The following is a 24899-nucleotide window of genomic DNA, read 5'->3' as shown; positions in this document are numbered from 1 at the left end:
CAAGATAAGTTTCTAACATTCTGGCTGCATCATCAGCAAAAGCACCTTTTTCTTGACGGATAAAGTCAGTTTTACCATCACCATTAAAATCAACCTTGTTTCCCAAAATAATATCTGTTTGATACACTCTCAGACTACTAATCTTGTCATTCCAGTTATTACCAACATAATTAGTAGAGCTAGTCCAGACTACTTCCTGCCCTCCAAAATTACTATGTTCATATCCTCTAATTACCCATCCTTTGGCAATAGAAATAGATGAAATTTTATCATTCCACCAAGTATTGCCTAATTCATAAGAACCTGTACTAAGAGTTCCTTTCGCTCCACCAAACTTATCATGTTCGTACACGGTTACATTTTTCTCAATCCCAACACTTAACCCAACAACAACAAAAACACCATGATCATCTTCAGTTTTTAGTGATAATAATTCCCCAGCACTAATACTTTGCCCCCGCACCAAAAGCGAAAAAATATTTCCTTCATCCCCAACAGCATCTACCACATTAATTTGACCATCTATATAATGCCCAAATTCCTCTAATAACACCCCTGCAACAGCCCCAACATTACCCGAATTAGCCGCTACAAATTCCTGAGATAGATAAATAGTATTTTTCTCTTTTGCATACGCTCCATTAAAAGATTGAGTAGATACCAACTGAATATCTGGTGTACCAGTAAAATTATTTTGTGCTAAATGTGTCAGTATTTGATTAGCCAAATCCTTTTGATAATCCTGACCAAAAGAAGTATTCAAAATCTCATTGATGTGAGAATTATTACTTAAGTCACTTAGAATATTTTTACTTGCGTCAATTGACTGAGTAACTGTATCAATAATGGGCGATGGAACAGGAAGTAACTGAGAAGAATTAGAGGGATTGACAGCGGATAACGGATCTTGATAATCGCTCAAACCTAAATGGTTGTATAGGGGGGTAGATATAGTCCCTGATTGTTGAGAGTCTAAGGATAGCTCAAACATAGATGCCCTCTCGTGTAAAGATTAGTAGTCTTGTTACACAACATTCTATGCGCCCAGGTATCAGATTTAATGTGTCTTATCTTAAAGAGTTGATGAATTTTATTCATTTATTAGTATGTATTTCTATGGATATCCGCCAAAAAAATCCACATTATCTTTGTCTTTCAATACCTTATGGCATTGACTTAACGCTAAAAATGGAAATCAAAACCCTGACTATTTATAGCTCACAGACATTTATATGTATAATTACGTATGCACAATAAGTTATCGGAATTTATATAGATGATTATATGAATTATTTGTAAACCAGATTTCTCACCCTTCATCTGAATGAAATATATTAAAGCGAGTAATATATCTGCATACAAGAGTTTTATCATTGATCTGTATACCTCATTCCTGCTCGAAATTCCCGCAGTGCTTGAGCATGATTTTCTATATTAATACAACGCATCAATAAATCTGCATCTAAATTAGGTAAAAGTTGCGATTTAGTAACAGATTCATATCCTTCATTTCCTAAACTATAAAAGGATAATTGATCATTAATCCAAAACCAAATTTCAGGAATTTGTAACCGTTTATATGCTTCCAGTTTGTTAATACCTCCACTACTAACAATCACTTCAATCACTAAATAAGGGCGTTTTTTATTTAATCCTAATTCATAGGATTTATCTGCTTCGCGTTTAACTTTTCCAGATTCACTTTCTAAGGTGACAGAACCAGTCGGAGTAAAATCTAATTCCAAAAATTCTAAATAAATTTCTAGTAAAGCCCCAATACTTTCTTTGATAGTTTCGTGTTTTTTGCCTGGCATTTTCCGAATCTCTAAGACTCCATCTAAAAAAGACAACCTTACCCCTGGGCGCTCAATTAGCTGTTCAACAGCTTTAAATTCTCTCCAGGTTAAGTCACTAATTAAAATTGGTTCTGCTTCTCGTTCAATGAGTGTAATTGTCATAATTTAAACCCAAGTTTAGAGATTGAATTTATTGTATCTCAAATCTCTCATCATCTAAACAACTTGAAAACTAAAGTTCAAACTTGCCCAGTTTTTGACATCCAAAATATAAGTATCAGTGGCAATACCGTTAATATCCGTTTTCACTTTACTGGCGTTATGTAAGTCTTGTAACAGGGCTTGTGAGACTTCCAATGGGTTGACTAGAGGACTAATAGCTTGTTGATCTGTGGTGGGATATTTAGCGATCGCTAATGCTGTAAGAGTTTCTTTAAAAGATGCTGTACTCAGAATAAGTTGGTGTTCACAAAAGGTAGAACGGGTGGGAACTAACCAGCCTGATAGCAGTTGATTGTCTGGAATTTTGATGGTTTTTCCGGGAGGAATGAGGATTTCTCTTAATTGGGGTTTGGTAGGAGGAATATCTGTTTCTGGAAAAACTTCCCAAGGGTAAAAAGCTAAGGGACTTTGATTATTATTTAATCCCAATAAGATTAAATACATAGGGCGATCGCTAAAGTTTTCGATTTTATACTGCAAGCGACTACCTACGGGAATTTTAGGAATAGCTATTATTCCTTGATAGCTGGGTGTTTGATCAGAATAAGCTGTACTGGCAATTCCCACGGTTTCCCTTACCATGACAACACGAGGTAAAATTTGGTTAATAACCTCTAAAGTTGCCCTAACTGGTAAACGGGAAGTTCCTTCATTTGCTGTTAGTTGCCATAACTTTGCTGCTAATAAAGTAGAAAATTTTGGTGTTAATCGTTGCACTGCTACTTTCACAGCTTCCCCAACTTCCCCCAAAGTATTAATTATTAGTTCACCACCCAGGGAAAAAATACCATAACGGCTGGGTGTTTGGGTAACTTTACCAAATACATAATCAGCGGTTTCTTCTGGGGTGACAATGTTAGCAATCCGGCTAATACCTGAAAAGGCACTGGTAGCATCTACTCGTTCAATTCTTTCTAACCCCTGATCTAAGAAAATGTTGAGATGAATATTGCGGGGTAATACACGAATAGCTTCTTGAACTATTTCTCCAACTTGAGGTAACTTAATAAGTTCTTTATTCGTAAATTGGGCTTTAGCTATTAAGCCACTGTGCGATTTAACAATTAACTCTTCTCCTGTATTAAGAGTAAATAGAGAATTTGCACTATAATTGGCGATCACTTGCGGAGGTAATCCTCCTAACCATAATTTGACTGTTTTACTATCTTCTTCTGTTGTTTTGACTATGCCCACACCCCCAAATTTATCAATGGGAAAATAATCAACAATTAAAGCATTTTGAGGGTTTTTCTGTTCACTAAATAAACTTGGTTGTTGTTTCCCACCCATGTTATACATAGAACTACCCATAGCAGAGAAAAGAACTTGTACTTTTTTGGCTGGGGTAGTTGCCCATAAATATTGAGTTAAAGCATAGGTAAATAATCCCGCACTCCAATTAGAAAAGAGTAGTTCTCCTGCTTGCTGATTTGCTTCTGATGTCGCGTTAAAAACCGTTGTACTGTTAATAGGTAATATTTGGTTTTTTAATTGCTGGATTAACTCTAATTCTTCTGTTGCTAAGGTTGTGGGTGCTAATTCTGGACGGGTACGAATTCGCAACCCAGAGGGTTTTAATTCGCTAGGATAATAGTAACTTGTATCTAATATTGCTGTGACTTGATTTGTCGGGAGCGATCGCAATAATAACCGCAGAATTTCTTCTAATACATAATTTCCCGATTTTGTCCCTTCATCAACAGGGATTATGGCATTTTGTAGTTTTTCCGTTCCCAAATTTACGCGAGTTCCATAGCCGGAAAAATGGAAAATCACCACATCTCCAAATTTCACTTGCTTACCCAAGTGATCTAAAAAAGCCGCTTTAATAAAATCTTTACTAGCTTGTTCTTCAGTTAAAGTCAGAATATCCGATGCTGCAAAACCACAACGATTAATTAATAATTCTGTTTGCAATTCGACATCAGTTACACAACCACCAAGGGCGGGACTGTGTGGATATTGATTAATCCCTATCAATAATGCCAACTTACGCGGATTAGGTTGTGCTAAAGCTTGGTAATAGCGATCGCTTAAAGTCAACCACTCAGCCTCAGTAATTCCCAACACTGCTAATAAGCCGCTAATTTTGTGTAAAAATTTACGCCGTTTCATAATTACCAGTTAAACCCCAGCCTACTAGCTCATAGCTTAAAGGCTGAAGTCTGTAGAGTAAAGTTTCTAATCCTAATCTAAACTAATACAGGTGAAATTCGCATAGCCCGTGTTAACTCTGCTGCTACTTCTGGACGAGAAAATTCTGGAGGTGGTAACTCACCCCGACGTAACATTTCCCGAACCTTTGTCCCAGACAAGTGAACCCGTTCCTCTGGTTTACTAGGACTGGTTTTAGTTGTAGCCATTTGTTTGGTGCGTGTGCAGTAGAAGGCGTGTTCAAACTTCATCGGCACAATCCCCAACTCTTCCGGGGCAAATTCATCAAATATATACTGAGCGTCATAAGTGCCGTAGTAGTCGCCTACACCAGCATGATCACGTCCCACAATAAAATGTGTACAGCCGTAATTTTTTCTGACTAAAGCATGGAAAATTGCTTCTCTAGGTCCAGCATAACGCATCGCTGCTGGGTTGATTGCTAAAATTACTCTATCTAAAGGGTAATAGTGTTCTAACAAAATTTCATAACAACGCATCCGCACATCAGCGGCAATATCGTCTTCTTTAGTTGCCCCTACCAATGGGTGTAAAAATAAACCATCTACAGTTTCTAAAGCGCACTTTTGAATATATTCATGGGCGCGGTGGATAGGATTGCGAGTTTGGAAACCAACAATTGTTTTCCAGCCTTTTTCTCTAAACATTTCCCGTGAAGCAGCGGGATCAATTTGGTAGCTAGGAAAATGGGGATGAGAATCACGATTTAATAACCAGATATCGCCAGCCAGGTTGATAGCACCTTGGTTGTAGACTACCTGCACCCCAGGATGTTTAGCGTCATCAGTGCGATAAACATTAATGGCTTCGTGTTGTTTGTCGTAGGTATACTTTTCGGTCAGTTCCAATACCCCAATAAATTCACCATTGGGGTTATCTAAGCGGATTAAACTGCCTGTTTGTAAAGGTGCTGCTACTGCTTCAGTTACAGACAGTGTAATGGGAATTGACCAGACAATACCGTTAGCTAACCGCATTTCTGTAACTACTCGGTTATAGTCTGCTTGGTTCATGAAACCAGTGAGAGGACTAAAACCACCAATGGCAATCATTTCTAAATCAGAAACTGCTCGCTCATCAAGTTCCACACGCGGCAAAAAGTCAGCCTTAGAGAGAAATATTTCTCTTTGTGCTGAGGAAGCAACCCGGTTAATTAACTCTCCACCGTGGGGGGCAATGGCATCTGGATGGTAACTCAACGTAATTTTTCCCTAAATTGTTTGTTGCGAACTATGTACTAAGTTATCAAATTCTTGGTACACATTGTTAAATTTCTGTGAAATTTTAGTTTTTAGTTGTCATTCGCCTGTCAGAAAGGGTGAGATTGTTAAAAGAGGTGTATTTTATTACCGCTAATACTAAGAATGACAGGTATATTGCTTGTTCTAAGTTGAATTGCTCTAATTAAGTTAATCTGGAACTAAGGCAGTTTCAGGCTTAGAAGTATGACTACTTTATCCCTTGTCATGAAACCCGTTAGCCAAATGCAGTTAGCACCGGGTAGTGTCGTGACTATTCAAGATGTCAGTTGGCAAGAATTTGAGACGATTTTGCAAGAACTGGGAGAAAAGCGGGCTGCGCGACTTGCGTACAGTAATTTTACTCTAGAAATCATGGTTCCCCTACCTGAACACGAAAAGCCCAAAGACTTAATTTCTGATATTGTCAAAATCTTACTGAAACAGATAGGCAAAAAATACGAACCTTTTGGTTCAACAACTTTCAAGGGGGAAAATACAGCCGCTGTAGAACCAGATGCGTGTTTTTATATTCAAAATTACCAAATAATGATCAATAAGCGGAGATTAGAAATAAATGATCCGCCACCTGATTTAGCTATAGAAATAGATGTAACTTCTAAAACAACTTTGGAAGCTTATCGAGTTATAGGTGTTCCTGAATTATGGATTTATGATGATGGGAAGCTGGCTATTTATTTATTCAGTGATGGAAATTATATTAAATCTGATAGCAGTAGCATTTTTCCTTATATTCCTGTAACGCAAATTATTCCTGCTACAGTTGCACGCGCTTGGGAAGTAGGAACTGTGCAAGCATTAGAGGAGTTTGTAATAAAGATTGGTGGAAGTAGTTTTTAATTTAAAGATGGAAGGAATTAAGTATGCTCAATTGTCATGATATTGCTAAATATTTTCTAGCTCAGACGGATGAAGATGCAGGGGATTTAATGTCTAATCTCAAGCTGCAAAAGTTACTTTATTATGCTCAAGGGTTTCATTTAGCATTGTATGATCAACCCTTATTTTCAGAATCTATAGAGGCTTGGACACATGGACCTGTAGTGCCTGAAGCTTATCATATATATAAAGATTATGGTGCTAACGCTATTCCTATTCCTGAAGATATTGATTTTTCAAAATATGATCAGCAAACTCGTGAACTACTAGATGAAGTATATGCTGTTTATGGTCAGTTTTCTGCATGGAAATTATTAAGTTTAATTCATGAGGAAGAACCTTGGAAAGATGCACGTCAAGATAATCTAATTATCGGTCATCAAGCTCTCAAGAAACACTTTAAGACTCAGCTTGTGATTGCAAATGAGTAGTAAAAAAAGATTTAAACCACCGACAAAGGAAAGAGGAAATAAACTAGCTACTCCACCTGATAAACAAGAAATTCCTCCAGAACAGCAACCTCCAATATTTTCTCTACGTTATCTAGAAGGTGAATATTGCATAACAAAATGTGAAAAAGATGATCAAGCTGCATTTTCACTAAAACTATATAGATTGAGTAAATTAACTTGGAGTCAAATACAGTCGCAAGATAGACATAAACTTGGTTATGAGAAAATTTCTAGAGATGCTATCAAAGCACCAATTCCTAATTTTATTACAGAAGATGTAAATTTTATTGCTTTTCGATTCTCTGGTATGAAACCAATGGTTGGCTATAGAGATGGAACTATATTTTATGTTATTTGGCTAGATAGGAATTTTACTCTTTACGACCATAGTTAATTAATGACTTTTAACGTAGTTAAATTTCTGTGAATTTCCAATTTTTACCTATCACTTGCCGCTCGGAAAGGGCGGATTAAAAAACCCACCCCTACCTAATAGCTAAACTTCTAAATGCTGGTTAAGCAAAGAGAAACTGGTTAGTATTAGTCAGACTCAAACTGCTGGCTTGAATGCCAGTGAGAACAGCGAGAGTTTGATTATTGAAGACAATCGTGGTATCAGCACCAATTTGATTTAAATTGAGTGTTGATGTCGTGATGCCTAAACTGACAGCACCATTAATACCGATGACATCAGTACCAACTTGGAAGTCAAGAATGGTATTAGCAGCTTTTGGTAATTCAGCATTGACAATCCAGAATTGATCAGCACCAGCACCACCGGAAATCAAGTTACTTCCACCTAGACTAACTCTGAAGATATCATTCCCGTCGCCACCTAAAGCCCTGTCATTGCTCCCTAACCAGAATTGGTCATCACCAGCACCACCGGAGATGCGGTTGCCACCTTGACCATCTCTAGCATCAAAGGTGTCGTTACCATCACTACCGAAAATGCGATCGCCTTTGTTGACAAAAACAGTATCATCACCGCTACCAAGATCAATGTTATTGTTACCTGCATCTGTAAATGCGGATACGGTAGTGATCTCTACAATGTCATTTCCTGCACCTGTAAAGAGGATGTCTTGTTTGCCATCAAAGCTTTGACCCCTAAAGGCTAAGATATCGTCATTGCCAGATGTACCAGCGATTAACGATTGAGCAGTGCTAGGAGTTATTTTCAGAGCAGCTAGGATGGGATCATGATCGCTGGCTCTTTGGGCGTTATCTACAAACTCACTATTAATGTGAACAATATCCACTTGGGCGGAATTACCCAAATTATTGCTCACCAAAATATGATCGAGGGATTGGGAATTACCATCGAAAATGTAGGTATAACGTTCGTTTTCTGGCAGAGTATTAGAAAGATTGGTAAGGTTGCCACCTGCGAGAATGCTTAAAGGAGAAATAAACTCAAATTCATTTAAATCACCCACAACAACCACATGAGGATTGAGTTTTGTGGCAAAAACAGAATCCACAAAATCCTTCACCGCTTCAGCTTGGGCGCGACGCTGATCTAAAGAGCCGTTAATGCTGTTATTTTCTTGTCCATTCCCTCCAGATTCACCACCAACTGAGGGTTGATTAACTCCGAACAGGGGGCTACTACCGCCTTTAGAGGAGAAGTGATTATTGACAACTGTCACCTCTTCACCGTTGAAAGTAAAGTCTGCAATTAGAGGTAGTCGGGTGTCTGTAAAAGCTGTAAAGGAAGATGCTGGAATGGTTTTGACAGAGCCTGCTACTAAACTAACGCGGCTATCATTGTAGAGGTAGGCATTACGGATGTTTGCGCCTGGTTCTCCGCCATTGGTGTTGTTGGTGATGAAAGTATTGTCAATGAATTTGTAAGTTGGACCACCTGCGGCAACGATCGCATCAATGAGAGTTTGTAAGGTGACGCTGGCACTGACAATGCCATTATTGGTACTACCGCTATTGTCTTGAATCTCCTGCAAACCGATGATATCAGGAGTTTTGAGATTATTGACAATTTGCTGGGCGATCGCTGTAAACCGACCATTGGCAATATCTGTATCAGCATCAGCATCATTAGGATCAAGGTTGAGGACGTTGTAACTAGCAATCACCAAAGTATCACCACCCTTATTCAGAGTCGTTACTTCCGGTTGCAAGGTAGAAGGCTGAATATTGCTGACAAAAGCTTGAGTAGGAATGATTTCAAAGTTACCGAAGTTGTAACCCACTACCCCCGTTACATCCCCCAACTTAGCCCCAACATTGACATTGGGGAAAGCAAAATCAAACACCCCATTGTCGGCATCAATTTGAATGCGTTCGGGGTTGAAGTCGTTGGGTGAGATATTGATTGTGCCACGTTGACTTAAACCTGTTGCTCCCACACCATTATCTACAACGGCGTAAATTTCCCCAAAACGATTGGTAGGACTAACTGCAACTAAGTTTTTGGCAGTGACGCGCATTCCTTCCAGAGATTCAAAGAAATCAATCCCGTCAGTGGTGGGGTCAAAGGATGTCAGTCCATCGTTGTCAATGACTTGTGTAGGTGGAATCCGTCCCCCCGCACCGATAATAGTGGCAGCAGGTAGAGAATTATTACTAGAAAGGATGGTAATTGTGGGATTGCCACCAATCTGAGTAGTTGATAAATTCCCTGTGCTGACACCACCAGGAGTAAATTCGCTGACTGTACCCGTGACAGTGATGGAGTCACCAACTTTAACCGTAGGGGCGCTACTGGTGAAGACAAAGATAGCTTCAGATGTGGCAATATTGGTGTCAGAGTGGGGATCTTGGAGATAAAACCCATTGGAATCTACAGCAGTAACAATACCGGGAACTGCCGTTACCACTTGACCGACAAAAGGTGATGTATGACTTGTACCTTGAATGTCACTAATGCGAGTCGGTGTATTGACTTCAAAAATGGCAGTAGTTTTGCTAATTTCGTTAGCAACAACTAACAAAGGTTTGCTGTTAGGGCTGTCGTTTGCAGAAATAAACGCTAGTCCTTCGGGTCCTGAATCAGTTAAACCGGAAGCAGCATTAACGCTGAAATCGCGGGTATTGACATATTGGACAAATTGGGGGGAGTTGGGATTGGTGACTTCATAGACCATGACACCGCCGACACGCTCTAAACCAATGAAAGCATATATGCGATTTGCGATCGCTCCAATAACTACACCTTCTGGTTCTGGTCCTTTGTTATCACTGCGATTATCGAAGTTGTTACTATCGTTGTTGGAATTGTAGTTTCCAGGTAAAGCCGCAGCCGTAATTCGCTCGAAATCTGCACCGCTATCATAAACCCGTTCACCAGCACTATCCCAAATTGTGAAGGAACGAGCGCCGAAGGTATAGAGTTGATCATAGTCCCCGTCGCCATCAGTATCGCCCAAGGTCTTCGTAACTAGCAAACGACCCAAATTTTCAGGAAGTTTGAGGGTAGCTGCATCAGAGAAAGCTATGGGGTCAAGATTGAGACTAGAAACGGTGGCTTCTTCACTAAAACCGTCATAGTCGCGGGTATCACCTTCATTGGCGGTGACATAGTAGGTTTGACCATTAACTGTGTAAGAGGCGATCGCATCGGGTTGATATAATCCGATTACGGGCTGGTTTTGAATATTGACTTTTCCACCACCACCAGAAGTACCATCCACATCGCGATCGCTCGCATCCAAGGCATTAGAGGTGATGTTATAATCTTTGACACCTAAAGGCAAAATTGACTCTACTGTGGCTGTGGCGACATTTACGACAGCGATCGCATTGTTTTCTTGCAGCGTTACCCAAGCTTTTGTACCATCGCCAGAAAAGGTAATATATTCTGGTTCTAAATCTTGGGCAACTGATGAACCCGGTCCAAAGATTCTCACGCCTGAAGCTTTGAGGGCATCAATTTGGCTATTGAAGGGAGTAAAGGATGCTTCTTGGACGCTAGGAGTCGCAACACCACCAGCTAAGTTAATGATGCTGACTGAACCGACAGGATCGGTGGTATAGGCATCGTTAGGCTGACCTTCATTAGCAGTTAAAACCTTTGTGCCATCGGGGGTAAAGGCGAGCATATCTGGCAAAAAGCCCACATTCACCTTACTAATAAAAGCACCGGTTGTGGCATTGAAAAACTGAACTTCCCCTGGATTGTTATCAGCCGTGGTTTGATTGGTAATAGCGATCGCTACAGCCACGATTCCAGCACTCACAGTCCCCGCTTTACCGACGGCGACACTGTTGGGAATCAGGGCAAAACCACCGGCAGTTGTCCCATCAGGATCACCCGTGGTATTAAATGCCAAATCACCGATTTTCGTAGGGTTAGCGGGGTTAGCGAGATTGAGAATTTCGACTACAGAACCGGAAACCACAAATAGGCGATCGCTAATGGGATCAAAAGCCGGAATTTCGCCACCATTGCTGCTAGTGAAACCACCAATTTTGGTAAGAAGACTCGAATTATTATTGGTAATAGCGATATTTTGGGTGGTGGTTGTACCCAGAGTAATTCCTGAAGCTGGGTTACTGAGGCTTAATACAGCAGTTTCTGTTCCTTCCGCGATTCCATCATCAGTGGCGACAAAGGTAGCTGTGGCGGTAGTTTGACCATTAGGAATGGTTAAAGTTCTGGTAGAGACAGAATAATCACCAGGAGTAATCCCAGTTCCCCCTACGTTTAAGGTAACGGTTTGATTACCTGATACCGCCGCCGAAGCTGTTGCTGTGACGGTGATTTGATTGCGGCTAGATTCCGAAGTTGTGTTACTACTGACAGAAAGATTGACTGTTGGTAATACTCCAAAGTCGTTATCAGTAATGGCGACTGTAATTGGGGCAATGGGAATATTGTTATATTGAGCATCGGCACTGGTGACAGTTTGGGTAATTGTCCCTACATGATTCCCTTCCACAACTGCATCATCTATAGCAGTTACTGTCACCACTTGGGCAATATTCCAATTAGCAGCAGTGAAGGTGAGGGAATTGGTACTGGTTGTCACCTGTGTGCCACCGTTTAAGGCAATAGTGACATCGGCCGTCGGTTGGACAGAAAGGACAAATACTAGGGAATCCGTTGCCCCACCTTCTGTAGCAGTCGTTGTCCCACCACTTTCCACAATTCTGACAGTGGGTGCAACAACTAGATTGGCATTGTAAGTACCGGGATTACCAACAGCACCACCAACGGAAGCACGGGAGTTTTGAGTGTCACCAACAGCAGAAAGTTGCCAATTTGGATTAATTGCTAAAGGAGCGAGGTTTGCTTTATCGGTGGAAGCACTAAATTCTTGGGTGCGGACAGTACCTGGGAAAAGTTCATCACCGTAGCTGAGACGATCAACCAGGACATTGCTGGCATCATAGATATTAATTTCATCGCCGCGTCCGAGTCCAGGGTTTGAATCACCAATAACTTTAACGGAATTCGCCAGACCCCAAGCAGTGCGGAAGGCAGCAACGTCAGCAGTTTCTGTAAAAATGACGGATTCCCCTGGTTGGACAATTCCGAAGGCACTCAGGGAGAAAGAGCCGGGGTTACGCCCACTATCAGAGTAACTCCAACCAGTCAGATCAATGGCATTAGGGCTGAGGTTTGTCAACTCCACAAATTCGCCATCTGCACCACTGTAAAGATATTCGGTAATTTGCATGGTGAAATTGGCAGGGGAGGCAACATCGTTATCAGTGATGTTTGCAGTCACGTTTGATATTGCCAATCCGTTGTAGTTAGCATCTGCACTGGTGACACTGTGGGTAATTGCACCACTATGAGAACCTTCTAGTACGGCATCATCAAACGCCGTCACTGTCAAATTTTGCGCCACATTCCAATTAGCAGCAGTGAAGGTGAGGGAATTTGTACTGGTTGTCACCTGTGTGCCACTGTTTAAGGCAATGATGACATCTGCGGTTGGTTGACTGTTTAAAACGATTGTATAGGTGTCCGTTGCGCCACCTTCGGTGACATTGGTTGAACCACCGGTCTGATTCAGGGTAATGCCAGCATTGGATACTGCACCTAATGTAAATGCTGTGCTACTAAATGGTACATCTGGGGCAATAGTATCAATACTCTGATCCCCTCCACCATCTTGAACAATCCAATTAGTAGGATTATTGATAATTGGCAAATATGCTGAGAAGTTAGCCTGTCCACTACGATCGCCATTAAAGGCTGCTACATCGGCATCATCATCTAAAGTAGATAAATCCAGCGCATTCAGTCCAGCCGTTAAGCCTGTATTGGTTAGTAATCCATTAGTAGCATTAAATCCGCCACTAGCGATCGCTGTAATAAAGGTGGGTGAAGCTGCACTTCCCTGATAAGCATAGATCACTTCATCACCTGCACTAATCCCGCGATTTGTACCCCGTGATGGTGATAGAACAGAAGCATCTATGACTGTTCCCTGGTTGGCTGTAATTGTTCCACTACCAATGTTATCAATGCGGACAATTGTTCCTGCGGTGACTAAAGATGTGGCTGTCCAACTAAAAGCACCTTCGTTTGTATCAACCCAAGCCGTACCATTCCACTCGTTATCTTCAAAAATAATTACTTCACCGGGATTAATGTCAACTAATGCCACAAAAGCAATGTTGTCATTACCATCTGCATTATATCCAACAAATGCGATATTTCCTGTTGTTAGTGCCATAATTTAAATTTTCCCTGTGATTTTAGAAAATCACATACAAATAATTGGTTATATCCTATCTAGTAGGATTCACTAAATAGGTTAAGATGCTGATAAGTGGACATTATCAAAACATTATTTAAAGGATTATTTTTGCCAGCATCAGTGTTGCTGAAAAAGTTTTCCTGTGATAATTGGTATCTGTTTAAAAATTCTGGCGTTGCTAAAACCAAGGATGAATTTAGTAGAGACTTTCCATGGAACGTCTCTACAAGAATGATAGAAAACAAAGATTTAATTTCTATCAGATGCAATACCTTCGCCATTTTTGTGTAGGTTGGGTTGAGCGGAGCAAAACCCAACAAATGCGTTGGGTTGCGTGCCTTAACCCAACCTACTACGAATCAAGAAATTTTTGAATTTGGCTACAATATTGAGATGGTTTTGAATTAACTCAAAATAAACTGGTTAGGGTTTGTTAAACTCAAACTATTGGATTGAACTCCAATCAGAATCGCTATGATGTTACTACCAAAGATAATTTCTGTATCACCACCAACTTGATTTAAGTTGAATTGGGATGCAGTAGAGCCTAAAATAGCGATTTTATCAACACCAATTTGGAAGTCCAGGATAGTATTAGCGGCTTTTGGTGGTTCAACATTAAAAATCCTGAATTCATCAGCACCCGCACCACCTGATAGCAGGTTGCCACCACCGAGGCCAACATAGAATTTGTCGTTACCATCGCCACCTAAAGCCCGGTCATTGCTACCGAGGAAGAAGGTATCATCACCAGCACCACCAGACATCCGGTTGCCACCTTTACCATCTCTAGCATCAAAGGTATCATTACCATCGCTACCGAAAGCGCGATCGCCCTTATTAACAAAAATAATATCGTCACCACTACCAGTATCAACATTGTTCTTACCCGCAAGCCCTAAAATAGGTGCAGTTGCTAGGTCTACTTCATCGTTTCCAGCACCGGTAAAGACAATATCACGGATACCATTAAAGTCAGTTCCAGCTATCAATATATCTGCACCGGGAGTTCCGGAAACGAGTTCTCCAGGAGCGCCTAAAACCGTATCTTCCCGGAAATTGAGGTTTTGGATTCTGGTATCTCCTTCTGGGGGTGTTTCCACAATATTGAAAGTTTTATTCCCACCTATGGGGAAGTTTGCAGCTAAAAATTCAGCTAGTGTATCCTGTTCCGAACCATCCGCAGCAAAGGTAGCAACACCAGTTCTAGTAGCATTATTAGGTTGGGTTAAATCAACGCGATTTTCACCAAATTCAGGAAATGGGTAGTTATCACCACCACCTGCTAAGAAATCAAGGGTAATTAGGCGAATTTGCCGATTTGCATCTCCTACCAACTGCCCATTTTCCACAATTACATCTAAGACTTGACCATTGTTAGGATCAACAATAGCTAAACTACGAATGCGATCGCCTTCTGTTTGTACACCAGTCACTCTACCATTGGCATTTCGTTCAAAGACAATAGCCTGTTGACTGGAGTCAAAACTAAACTGAATCCCACTAACCTGGGGAAATTGTCCAGGAGTCGCACCTTCAGCAGTTGCAGCTACACCATATTCTAAAATTTGCTCTAATTCTGCTGCGGTTACAGTCAACAAAGATAAGCCATTATTGAATCGCAAACTATCCAGAATATCTAGCTGGGAAATCTCCCCCGTTTGCTTACCAGAAAAAGGGTTTTCTTGGGTAGGAAGAAGTGTTCCATTTGCATCTACTTCACCAATAGCTGCCCGAATACCACCGCCATTTTTTATGGATACTTGCACAGTAGCATCAATCGTTTTAGCAAAGGACAAATTAGCATCCGCAGACAAATTACCCAAAGTTGTTTCTTGGGTTCTTACCTGTTCTCGACGACCTTCGATAAATACCTCACTCCGACCAAAAACATTACTATCTTGTACTGCAACCAATCCTTCAACAGCGTCGGTTAGCTGTTTAACCAGATTACCTTTTGTCCCTTCAGCAAAAGCAGCTTCTGTACTACCCCATAAAGCAATTACTTGATCCTCTGTAGTCGCAACTGGACCATTAATTACTAAATCTAAATCACTGACTTCATCCAGAGGACTACCATTAGCATCTACTAAAATGCCATTAGCATCAAAATCTACTACCAATCTTCCTACATAAGAATATTCGCCATCAGTGCTAACAATAACTGCGGGATCTCCATCTGCATTAGTAGTGACGATGGGATAGGTATTTGTCGGTGTATCTCCAGAACGCAAATTATCATCACCATTAGCCAGGATAGTATCAGAACCACCAGCTATAATTACATCTACACCCCTTAACTTGGTAATTAGTTGTTGTTCTAGGGCAATTTGTTGCAGATGTGAAACTACAATAATTTTATTAATGCCTTGGGTTTGCAATTGATTGATCACAGGCTGCAAAATAGCAGCTAAGGCATCCATATCATTTGCTTTTGTTCCCTGTACCTTTGTCCCGGTGGGAGAAGAAATACTTTCTAATAATTGGGTGGTAGCACCAACTACACCTATTTTTTCACCACCTCTTTCAATAATTGTCGCCGGGGCAATTTTTGGGGTGGTTGTTCCTGCTAGGGACGCTGTGGGATTTGTTTGAAAGGCTGTATTAGGGAGAATATTAGGAGTAAATAAACCAGATAAATTGCTATCTGCGGCAAAATCTAAGTTAGCGGATAGGTAAGGAAATTGAGTGCCTACCCATCTATCATCGGCTAAACCTGCACCCCGATATTCTGCTTCTATAATGGTTCTTAAAACTTCCGAACCCAGATCAAATTCATGATTACCAAGGGCAGAGGCATCAAAGCCAATGATATTCATAATTGAGATATCAACTCGACCACTACCTTCTCTTAAACTACTATAGCTATTATTGATGGTTGCATTGGGTAAACCGAAAAGTTGATTGTAGATATTATTAAATAAGCCACTGTTACGGAAAGTTATATCTCCTGCGGCGCTAAAAAATGGTCCAGCTAGGTAGTTATCTCCCGCAGATAGGGTAATAGAGTTGTCAACTGAGTCTTCTAAGCTATCAACAATTGCTGCAAAGTTAGGTGCATCAGAAATTGCATTTACACCACCTTCTAGGTCAGAAGCATGGAGAATTTGCAGTCTAAAATCTGTCATGGGATCACCTCAAAACCTTTTAGAACTAGGATTGAATAAATAACTTAAGATAGAATTAAGAAAGTATAGGTAAATAGTTAAATTTATTAAGGTCTCTAGAGGAAAAATTAAACGCAGATTATTTTTTAGATCATGATATTCAACATCTCCGGTAATTAAGTAGGTATCACCTGAAACTGTTGTAGGGACAATTCATGAATTGTCCCTACAATAATTTTGCAAGAGGTCTATTTAGGACTTGCTGATTTTATACAAAAGCGAAATTAGCAGCAGTCAAACTTGAGGTATTGACACCACTTAAAGTAGTAACGGTTGTTGTACCGATCGCAATACTATTACCATTGAGAGTTAGATCACTAAAGTCAAAACCTGCGCCTTGACCAGAAATACCTAAGACATCAGTACCGATTTGGAAGTCAAGAATCGTATTAGCAGCTTTGGGTAATTCACCATTGACAATCCAGAATTGGTCAGCACCAGCACCACCTGATAGCAGGTTGCCACCACCGAGGACAACATAGAATTTGTCGTTACCATCGCCACCTAAAGCCCGGTCATTGCTACCGAGGAAGAAGGTATCATCACCAGCACCACCAGACATCCGGTTGCCACCTTTACCATCTCTAGCATCAAAGATGTCATTACCATCGCTACCGAAAGCGCGATCGCCTTTGTTGACAAAGATACTATCATTACCACTACCAGCATCAATGTTGTTGTTGCCAGAGAATGGAGAATTTGCCCCAAAAACGGTATCTATTGTGTCATTGCTTGCACCAGTAAATACTATGTCGTTGATGCCGTCAATTCCACCATTGACAAATAGATCATCTATGCCAGTTGTACCTGCAACAACTTGGGCGGTTTCCGCAATAGCGGCAGATACACCTAAACGAGAATCGAGGTTTAGGGGTTTGTCTAGTTCCAAGACAACGATTTCATTATTATCAATCGCTGGGGGACGACCAATAGAGAAGGGATAGTTGTTATCATTGGCAACTAAAATGGTTTTGCTATCCAGTACCAAGACATCTTCAATGGTTTGGAATGGCATATCATAAGTAGTTTTGCCATCACCATTGAGATCGTTGGGATCTTGAATATTCAGCAAGTTGGCAATTTCCTCTTTGGAGACGAATCCATTAGCATCAATCTTGCTAAAATCAACTTTGAAAATTTTCTTGAAAGCCGCAGTGCTACCTTGTCCGTTATCCCGTTCAATAATTAGAAACTCGTTGTTATTGATGGGGGTAAAATCACCGATCGCATTACTAGGATTTGTTAATTGATAACGTCCTACTAATCCTTGATAGCTTTCGCTGGCTACATCGAATTTATAAATCCGTAATGAGCCAATAGGATCGCCGACAACAGTCCCTTCCAGCAGAGGATAAAGAGTTTGACGGTCAGGACTAAATGCCATGCCTTCAAAGCCTTGGGAACGGTTCAGATTGGCTGTTACTAAGTCGCCGTAGTAGGGTTGATTAGGATCGAAATAGTTGGGAGAAGTGGAGAAGTAAGGACTGTTAAGATTGGCGTTAGGATTAGCGTAGCCTGTACCAGCAAGGTAATCATTAACTAGAACTTGTCGCCCTGTTTTGGGGAAGTCGGTAAAGAAACCATCTACGCCCAAATCAATGAATCTACGGAACTCCGCACCAGGATCGTTTTTGTAAGTATCGGGAAGGAAGAACTCGTCATTTCTTAAAGTGTAGAGATGGACGATTAAACCTGCTGTGTGGGCATCTTGAATTAGGGTTGTAGGTGTGCCTAAAACGCGATCGCCATCACTAATTTGTCCATCACCATTCAAATCATCAGCCTGGCCGTCATTATTGGCATCTACCGTCAACTGGGGAATAATCCGCTGTTTATTTGGTCCAATACCTTGGGCATAAGTAGCAATTTCCGCTAAACCTGCGGGGGTGGAAAGATTGGTATAGGTGCGGGTATCACCAGCAACTACAAAGTCATAAGGTTGACCTGAACCGCCAAATAATTGCACCAGAGGAATATCAATCCCTGCTGTGGGCATAATCGTGTTGTTAAGTGCCTTGAGGTTAGCAACTTCAAAGGATTGAATGAAGATCCGGGATGGATCAGTAAAGTTTTCGGCTTTAAGGGTATCTACCAATAGTTGGCTAGTATTGATACCTTGTTGTTGGAAGAAAGTGGGATGTTTGGTTTCAGGATAAATACCGATTTTGCGTCCTGTTTCTTGTTCGACTTGTTTCACCAAATCAATTACTTCTGCCAGAGTGGGTACTTTTAGCCCGTCGTTGTTGAAAGCCGTACCACGTAAAGCAGGAATCCGCTCAATCGCATTTAATTCTTTAACTTCTGCTAGGGTAAAGTCTTCCGCATACCAACCTGCCACATTGCGACCATCTAAATTTTTGATTGTCAGGCGATCGGCAAATTTGTCACGCAAATAAACATCGGTACTGGTGTCAGTAGTATTGATAACTGGTTTACCATTGGCATCCCGTTGAATTGTGCCATCAGTGTTGAGAACTGCGACGGCTAATAAGGGTTCGTGACGGGCAATTAAGATACCGTCTTTTGTTACCACTAAATCGGGTTCAATGAAATCTGCACCTTGAGCGATCGCTAATTTGTAGGCTTCTATTGTATGTTCTGGGCGATCGCCACTTGCACCACGATGTCCGATCACAATGGGTGCTTTGCCTGTGAGTGTATCAAATTTAGGAGTAGAAAGCACAGTGGGATTTTGGGGCGATCGTACTTCATCACCAGTAATCTGATCACGGACTAAATCACCTGTCCCTGGGAAGTCGGTAAAGTAACCATCTACACCCAAATTAATGAATTGACGGAACTCCAATTCAGGATTGTTGTTGTAATTTGATGCCAGGTATTGACTCTCGTTCCGGAATGTGTATGGATGAACAACCAAACCTTCTTTATGAGCATCACCAACTAAGCTGGAGGGTGCTAGGGTAACTTTGTCAATATCGTTAATGACACCATCATTATTCAAATCGTCAGGTTGACCATCATTATTATTGTCTACCGTCTTCACGGACACAATCATCCGTTTCCAAGGACCTATCCCATCAGCATAAGCAGCAATTTCCGCTAAACCTGCTGGAGTTTGTAAATCTCCATAGGTGCGGGTATCACCTGCGACGGTAAAATCGTAAGGACGAGCATTGACATCTTGATATATCAATGTTCCATCATTTGCCACATCATAAGCATCAAGCAATTGTACCAAGGGCAAATTGGTGAGAGTATTCAGTTCTTTAAGATTACTGACTTCAAAGGATTGAATGAAGACTCGTGTTGGATCTGTGAAGCCTTTTTCATTAAGGACTGTAAGGAGCTTTTCTTCCAGTGACAAACCCAAGTTATCGTGGAAAGTGGGGTGTTTGGTTTCTGGGTAAATACCAATTTTCTTACCCGTTTGTGCTTCCACTTCTTTGAGTAAATCAATGATTTCACTCAGGGTGGGAATTTCCAGAAGACCATTGTAAACTTGATCACGGAAACCTTGAGGCATAATAGCGCGGAGGGTTTTGATTTCTGCCAAGGTAAAATCAGAAGCAAAGAAACCTTCTTCCGCAACACCATCTACTATCTTCGTGGTTTTCCGACTAGCAAATTCGGGACGACTAGCAACATCAGTAGTATTGATGAGATTGGGTTCATGACGGGCAATTAATATACCATCGCTGGTAGATACCAAATCTGGTTCAATAAAGTCTGCACCGCGTAAAATCGCCAGTCGGTAGGCTTCAATTGTGTGTTCTGGTAGTTCTCCACTAGCACCACGATGTCCGATCACAATAGGATCTTGACCGTTGAGTGTATTTAGTTGGACGGGGTTAGGAGTAGCGAAGGGTGCATCTAATAAAACGCCATTACTATTGAAATGCAGTAAGTATGTTCCAAATTCATCACCGACCCAAATATCACCTTTAGCATCAATGACAAAGGACTCTACATCAAAATCAGCCCCTGTCAATTCACGGTTGGCTGTGTTTTTATTGACAATATCAAAGGGGATTAATTTATTGGGGTCAGAGAGTTGAATAAAGCTTTGAACTGCTACACTACCATTACCGTTTTCTGTACCAGCAAAATTGGGGTCAACTTGGTAAAGTCGCAAGAGAAAATCAGCACTATTATTTTTCGCCCCAAAGCCATTATCTGCTAAAAACCAAAATACAGAACCACCACCATCAGGTGCAAACTGCACACCACTAAAACCTTGTACTGGTTGACCATTGAAAGGTGTAGGGCGACCATTTGTAGGGTTAGTCAATGCAGAACCGGATGCGGGTCCAGCAGCGAAGGTATCAGCAGGAAGAGAAGCAAAACCTTTGAGTGTCACCATATTAGAAGCAATATTTAAAGTAGTTGAAACTTGGTCATCTTCTTGGGCGTTGTTATTACCCGCAACAGAATCAAAGTCAGATTGATTTTGTCCGGTAATTTCGGCCTTGTTAATCACTGCACCACTTTGGGCGATTTTGGCGTTAATTGTCAGGGTGCGGGTGGTGTTACCAGCAATTTCTCCCACATTCCAAACACCAGTTTGACTGTTGTAAGTTCCCTGTTGTGGTGTCGCAGAGATGAAAGTTAATTGTTGTGGTAACAAATCTGTGACTTTAATGCCATTAGCCAGTAGAGAACCTTTGTTGGAAAGGGTTAAGGTAAAAGTTACCTGTTGTCCTACAACTGGGTTAGTGACATTTGCAGTTTGACTCAACTCTAAATCAACAAAATTAGGTTGAGGAGTGCGAGGATTATAGCTGGTGGTATCTATGTTTAGGGGAGTGGGGAAAGCATTGGCGATATTTTCCCAAGGTACTAACTTAAAGTTGCTGCTGATGTTCTCATCATCAACAATGGTGGCGGGATCATTTGAGCCATCTTGGGTGATAAATACACCATAAGGGAAGTTCGGACCCAAGGGCAAGTTAATAACATCTGCACCGTCGGATTCTTGAACGCTGTCAATTCCTCCATTGTTCCCAACTCCAAATCTTCCTAAAAATTCGTTGTTGCTTTCACGGGTATAAACTGCAAAGGTGTTATCGCCTTGACTTGAGGCTAAAAGGTATCCTGTACCGTTTTTACCGTAGTAAATTGTTAAGCCTTCAACGTCATTGATGAGATTTTTGCCACCTTCGGCTTTGACTTTCTCAATTAATGTTCCGGTTGTTCCCCCATTGGGTTCGGCTTTGAATTTCCAAATCCCTACATCTTCTTGACCAATGTACAGAAATCCTGTTTCTTGGTCTACAACCATTCCCTCTGTTTGGGCTGAAGCGTCTGGTGTGGTAGGGGCAGGAATCGTAAAGTTACGCACTAGCTCGTAACCGATTGTACCATTGCCTTTGTCTACTAATTTGAGTTGGGCTACATCTCCAGTTTGACGACGACTGGTGAAGACGTAGTAATCGTTGGTGACGGGACTGCGATAGATTGCTAATCCATAAGCACTGCGAGTAGATTCAGAATAAGGAGTAGCAAAAGGTAGACCTTGGAAAATTGTGGCTGCATTGCTATCAGTAATATTTTCTAGGAAATTGCCATTTGTGCTGTTGGGGTTAATTTTGAAGATGGCTAGTTTATCATTGTTGCGATCGCTCGCCACAGCAATATCAATTTTCTGACCACCTAATGTAAACCCATATTGCAAATCAACGTTGTTGTAACGAATATCTGGATTACTAGGATTAATGGTCTGCAACAGGTTTCCAGCTAAATCATAAATCCGCAAACCACCATTTTTGACGCTGGTGAAAACTAGGCTTTTGCTAGAATCGGTAGCATTTACATAAATTGCCGGATCATCAGCATCGGCTCTTTGACTAAAAGGTAAACTATCATCATCTAAAAGCGCCGGACGGGTTTCTACAATAGGGGTGACTGTGGGAACTACATCTGCACTCAAGTTGATAATTTGAGTAAATTGGGTAGCACCAAAGTTATTATCACTCACCAAAACAATGGATTGACTACCATCTGCCAATTTAGGACCAAAAGCTAAACCTTCAATATTGTCTGTTCCTGTGGGGTGATTTCCGTCACTATTCGGCAAATTCAAGGAATCCAAATTCAATATTAGGCGTTTTTGGGTTGGTTGAATTGCTGCTAATTGTTCACTACTTAACCCACTCAGAGAATCAATTGTATTGATGTCTGTTGCCCCTTGGAGACTAATTTCATAGATTTTGATGGTGTTTCCTTGTCCAACAGCAAAGGAACGTTCTAAAGCCAACAGAGTGCCACGATTATCAATTGCTAGTAAATCTACCAAACCGTTATCAGCAAACCCAGTAATAGGGTTAGGTGCTATAGCAATGGGGTCAGTAACATAGAGATATTCTTTCTCTGGTTGTCCTGTCACCAAATTGTATTGAATAATCCGAGAACGAGCGCCTGTGGTAGTTGTAGCAATTGCACCATCTTGAAATAGACCGCTTTCTGTCGCTGTGAATAGGGTTTTTTGGTCGGGTGAAATTGTTAAACTTTCAAATGCTAAGTTGTTCCGTATCCCTAATGTTTGTTCACCGGGATTTAAAACACCATTGCTGTTCAGGTCGTTAAAAATCGGTTTAAATTTAGTGGGAACAGCGAGTGATTTAATCTCCTGTCCGGTCGTCAGGTTAAACTCTTTGATGAAAGGATCAATAACACGATTAGCACTAACTTCTCCCTCAGAAGAAATAAACACTGTCCCATTTTTAGTTAATGCAATACCTTCTGGGTCAAGACTATTGGCTGCAAAAGGATTACCATTGCTATCCTTGAGTTGGACAACCTTAGTAAACGTGACTGCGTTAGTGACAGGATCGAGAGTAAAAGTGTAAAATCGGGCATTGGATGAGCGATCGTCGGCAATGGCATAATATTGATTATTAGCCGCATCATAGGTTACACCAGACAACCCACCAACAGGTACATCCACTCCATTAATTGATTGTGCTGCACCAGTGGGAATAAATCCTGTATTGAAGATTTTTTGTCCTGTAAATTCTGCACTGACAACGGTTTTACCTGCTTTTGTTGCGCCAACTTGTACATCTGCAAATACTAACCGATGGTCAGAACTAGGAAAACCACCGGGAAGACTAGAGTTAAATGTACCTACTAAGGGGAAATTTGCATCTGTATTGCTAGGCCAGTACACTCCTGAATTACTAATTTGTAAGTCTGTGGAGGGGAGTACATAGTCTGTTCTCAGGTTGCCAGGAGCAGTATCATTAAAGTCTGCGGTGTCGAAAGCAGGATTGCCTTTTTGACTGGTGTTTGCCCCACCTTGTGAGGTAGCTTGTTGAGGAGCGCCTAAACTTGTGGGGATAACATTGGTATTAATACTGGGATTCAGTAACAGTTGGTGAATGGCATTGTTATAACTATCACCATCCAAGGGATCAGCATTCTGATCACCCATAATTACAAAGCTTGAACCACTAGGAAGATTACCTGTTTTTCCCCCATCATCGTAGATATAATCACCTTTACCGGGAGTAATATAATCTGCCCAAAAACGGATTTCATCACTATTGCGTTTACCGTTGCGGTCTTCAGTTCCGTCAAAGGTGGGTGGTGTCGGGTGACTAACGAGAACATGAACGGTTTCCCCATTTACCTGAATAGGTACATCCCAATGACTCTTGGAAGATAAGCGCAGAACGTTAATTTCTTCCGGTGAATAAAAACCGTTTAAATTTTCATCAATTGCAGTAGTAGAATTATCTAAAGTTGGGTCATTTGTTAATAAGTTTCCTGGCATATCCTTCCACAAGAAATTTTGGAAGGTGCGAATATTAGTGGTATCAATGGGATATTTAGAAAGTAACAACATCCCAAACTGTCCAGGGAAATTCCCAAAGCCAAAAGCATCATCACCGTATCCTGTTGTGCCTTGAGTTGTAACTGTTGTACCATTATTATTTAAGTCAAAACCGGAAGCAATACCTGTGTTACTAGGAGCAATATAAAAGTAGGGGTAGTTAACTGGTACAACACCATTTTGGCTGATTTGGAGATAATTTTGTCTAAAAAGATTTACTGCTGTTGGGGAATAGTCAAATTCATTAATTAGTAATACATCCGGGTTGTTGCGTTGAATAATTTCCGCAACTGTTTTTGCTTGAGCGTTGTTAGGGGTAGATAAATCAGTGAGTAACTGACCTTCTGTGTTGCGATTTAGGGACGCATTAAATTGGGAAAAGCGGACTGTGGTAGATGCCATTTTTATTTCTCAAGTAAATGCAGAGTTGGCTTGAGTAAAGAAAATCTGGTAATTATAAATTCCAGATCATGGCATTAACAT

Annotated in this window: 10 protein-coding genes; 3 read left to right on the top strand and 7 right to left on the bottom strand. The window is 41.0% G+C overall.

The window, feature by feature from the left end:
- From FJR04_RS05070 to sat, 4 genes are all read right to left on the bottom strand, one after another.
- Positions 1-991: beta/gamma crystallin-related protein (locus FJR04_RS05070; RefSeq protein WP_254445200.1), on the bottom strand; the 991-nt coding region annotated here is incomplete at its 3' end.
- Between the two features lie 379 nt (positions 992-1370).
- Complete coding sequence (locus FJR04_RS05065; RefSeq protein ID WP_168492375.1) at positions 1371-1958, bottom strand: Uma2 family endonuclease; 588 nt, start codon at positions 1956-1958, stop codon at positions 1371-1373.
- A 54-nt stretch (positions 1959-2012) separates the two neighbouring features.
- Complete coding sequence (locus FJR04_RS05060) at positions 2013-4133, bottom strand: caspase family protein (protein WP_168492373.1); 2121 nt, start codon at positions 4131-4133, stop codon at positions 2013-2015.
- Positions 4134-4210: 77 nt separating this feature from the next.
- Positions 4211-5392 carry a sulfate adenylyltransferase gene (gene sat, locus FJR04_RS05055; RefSeq protein ID WP_168492371.1) on the bottom strand — a complete coding sequence of 394 codons (1182 nt, stop codon included), beginning with the start codon at positions 5390-5392 and terminating at the stop codon, positions 4211-4213.
- A 246-nt stretch (positions 5393-5638) separates the two neighbouring features.
- On the opposite strand from sat, the gene FJR04_RS05050 reads away from it, so the two are divergent.
- From FJR04_RS05050 to FJR04_RS05040, 3 genes are read left to right on the top strand one after another with little or no spacing between them, the layout of a single operon-like run.
- Positions 5639-6292: a Uma2 family endonuclease gene (locus FJR04_RS05050; RefSeq protein WP_168492369.1), complete on the top strand. Its 654-nt coding sequence runs from the start codon at positions 5639-5641 to the stop codon at positions 6290-6292.
- Positions 6293-6315: 23 nt separating this feature from the next.
- Positions 6316-6762, top strand: coding sequence for a Panacea domain-containing protein (locus tag FJR04_RS05045; RefSeq protein WP_168492367.1), 447 nt, complete (start codon positions 6316-6318; stop codon positions 6760-6762).
- Positions 6755-7177 carry a hypothetical protein gene (locus FJR04_RS05040; protein WP_168492366.1) on the top strand — a complete coding sequence of 141 codons (423 nt, stop codon included), beginning with the start codon at positions 6755-6757 and terminating at the stop codon, positions 7175-7177. Before FJR04_RS05045 ends, FJR04_RS05040 begins: the two co-directional genes overlap by 8 nt.
- A 121-nt stretch (positions 7178-7298) precedes the next feature.
- On the opposite strand, the gene FJR04_RS26065 is transcribed toward FJR04_RS05040, so the two are convergent.
- From FJR04_RS26065 to FJR04_RS05020, 3 genes are all read right to left on the bottom strand, one after another.
- Positions 7299-13433: a choice-of-anchor I family protein gene (locus FJR04_RS26065; protein WP_254445199.1), complete on the bottom strand. Its 6135-nt coding sequence runs from the start codon at positions 13431-13433 to the stop codon at positions 7299-7301.
- A gap of 428 nt (positions 13434-13861) precedes the next feature.
- Complete coding sequence (locus tag FJR04_RS05025) at positions 13862-16585, bottom strand: bifunctional metallophosphatase/5'-nucleotidase (RefSeq protein ID WP_168492364.1); 2724 nt, start codon at positions 16583-16585, stop codon at positions 13862-13864.
- A 247-nt stretch (positions 16586-16832) separates the two neighbouring features.
- On the bottom strand, positions 16833-24818 hold the full coding sequence (locus FJR04_RS05020) for a phytase (RefSeq protein WP_168492363.1): 7986 nt from the start codon (positions 24816-24818) through the stop codon (positions 16833-16835).
- Between the last annotated feature and the right edge of the window lie 81 nt (positions 24819-24899).

Origin of the sequence: Anabaena sp. UHCC 0204 (assembly GCF_009711975.1) — a bacterium.
Taxonomy (GTDB): domain Bacteria; phylum Cyanobacteriota; class Cyanobacteriia; order Cyanobacteriales; family Nostocaceae; genus Dolichospermum.
This window is presented reverse-complemented; position numbering and strand designations above follow the sequence as displayed.

Bases quoted from the DNA above. Each gene is read 5' to 3' on its own strand.
- FJR04_RS05065 (WP_168492375.1), bottom strand. From the start codon at position 1,958: ATGACAATTACACTCATTGAACGAGAAGCAGAACCAATTTTAATTAGT.
- FJR04_RS05060 (WP_168492373.1), bottom strand. From the start codon at position 4,133: ATGAAACGGCGTAAATTTTTACACAAAATTAGCGGCTTATTAGCAGTG.
- FJR04_RS05050 (WP_168492369.1), top strand. From the start codon at position 5,639: ATGACTACTTTATCCCTTGTCATGAAACCCGTTAGCCAAATGCAGTTA.
- FJR04_RS05045 (WP_168492367.1), top strand. From the start codon at position 6,316: ATGCTCAATTGTCATGATATTGCTAAATATTTTCTAGCTCAGACGGAT.
- FJR04_RS05040 (WP_168492366.1), top strand. From the start codon at position 6,755: ATGAGTAGTAAAAAAAGATTTAAACCACCGACAAAGGAAAGAGGAAAT.
- FJR04_RS26065 (WP_254445199.1), bottom strand. From the start codon at position 13,433: ATGGCACTAACAACAGGAAATATCGCATTTGTTGGATATAATGCAGAT.
- FJR04_RS05025 (WP_168492364.1), bottom strand. From the start codon at position 16,585: ATGACAGATTTTAGACTGCAAATTCTCCATGCTTCTGACCTAGAAGGT.
- FJR04_RS05020 (WP_168492363.1), bottom strand. From the start codon at position 24,818: ATGGCATCTACCACAGTCCGCTTTTCCCAATTTAATGCGTCCCTAAAT.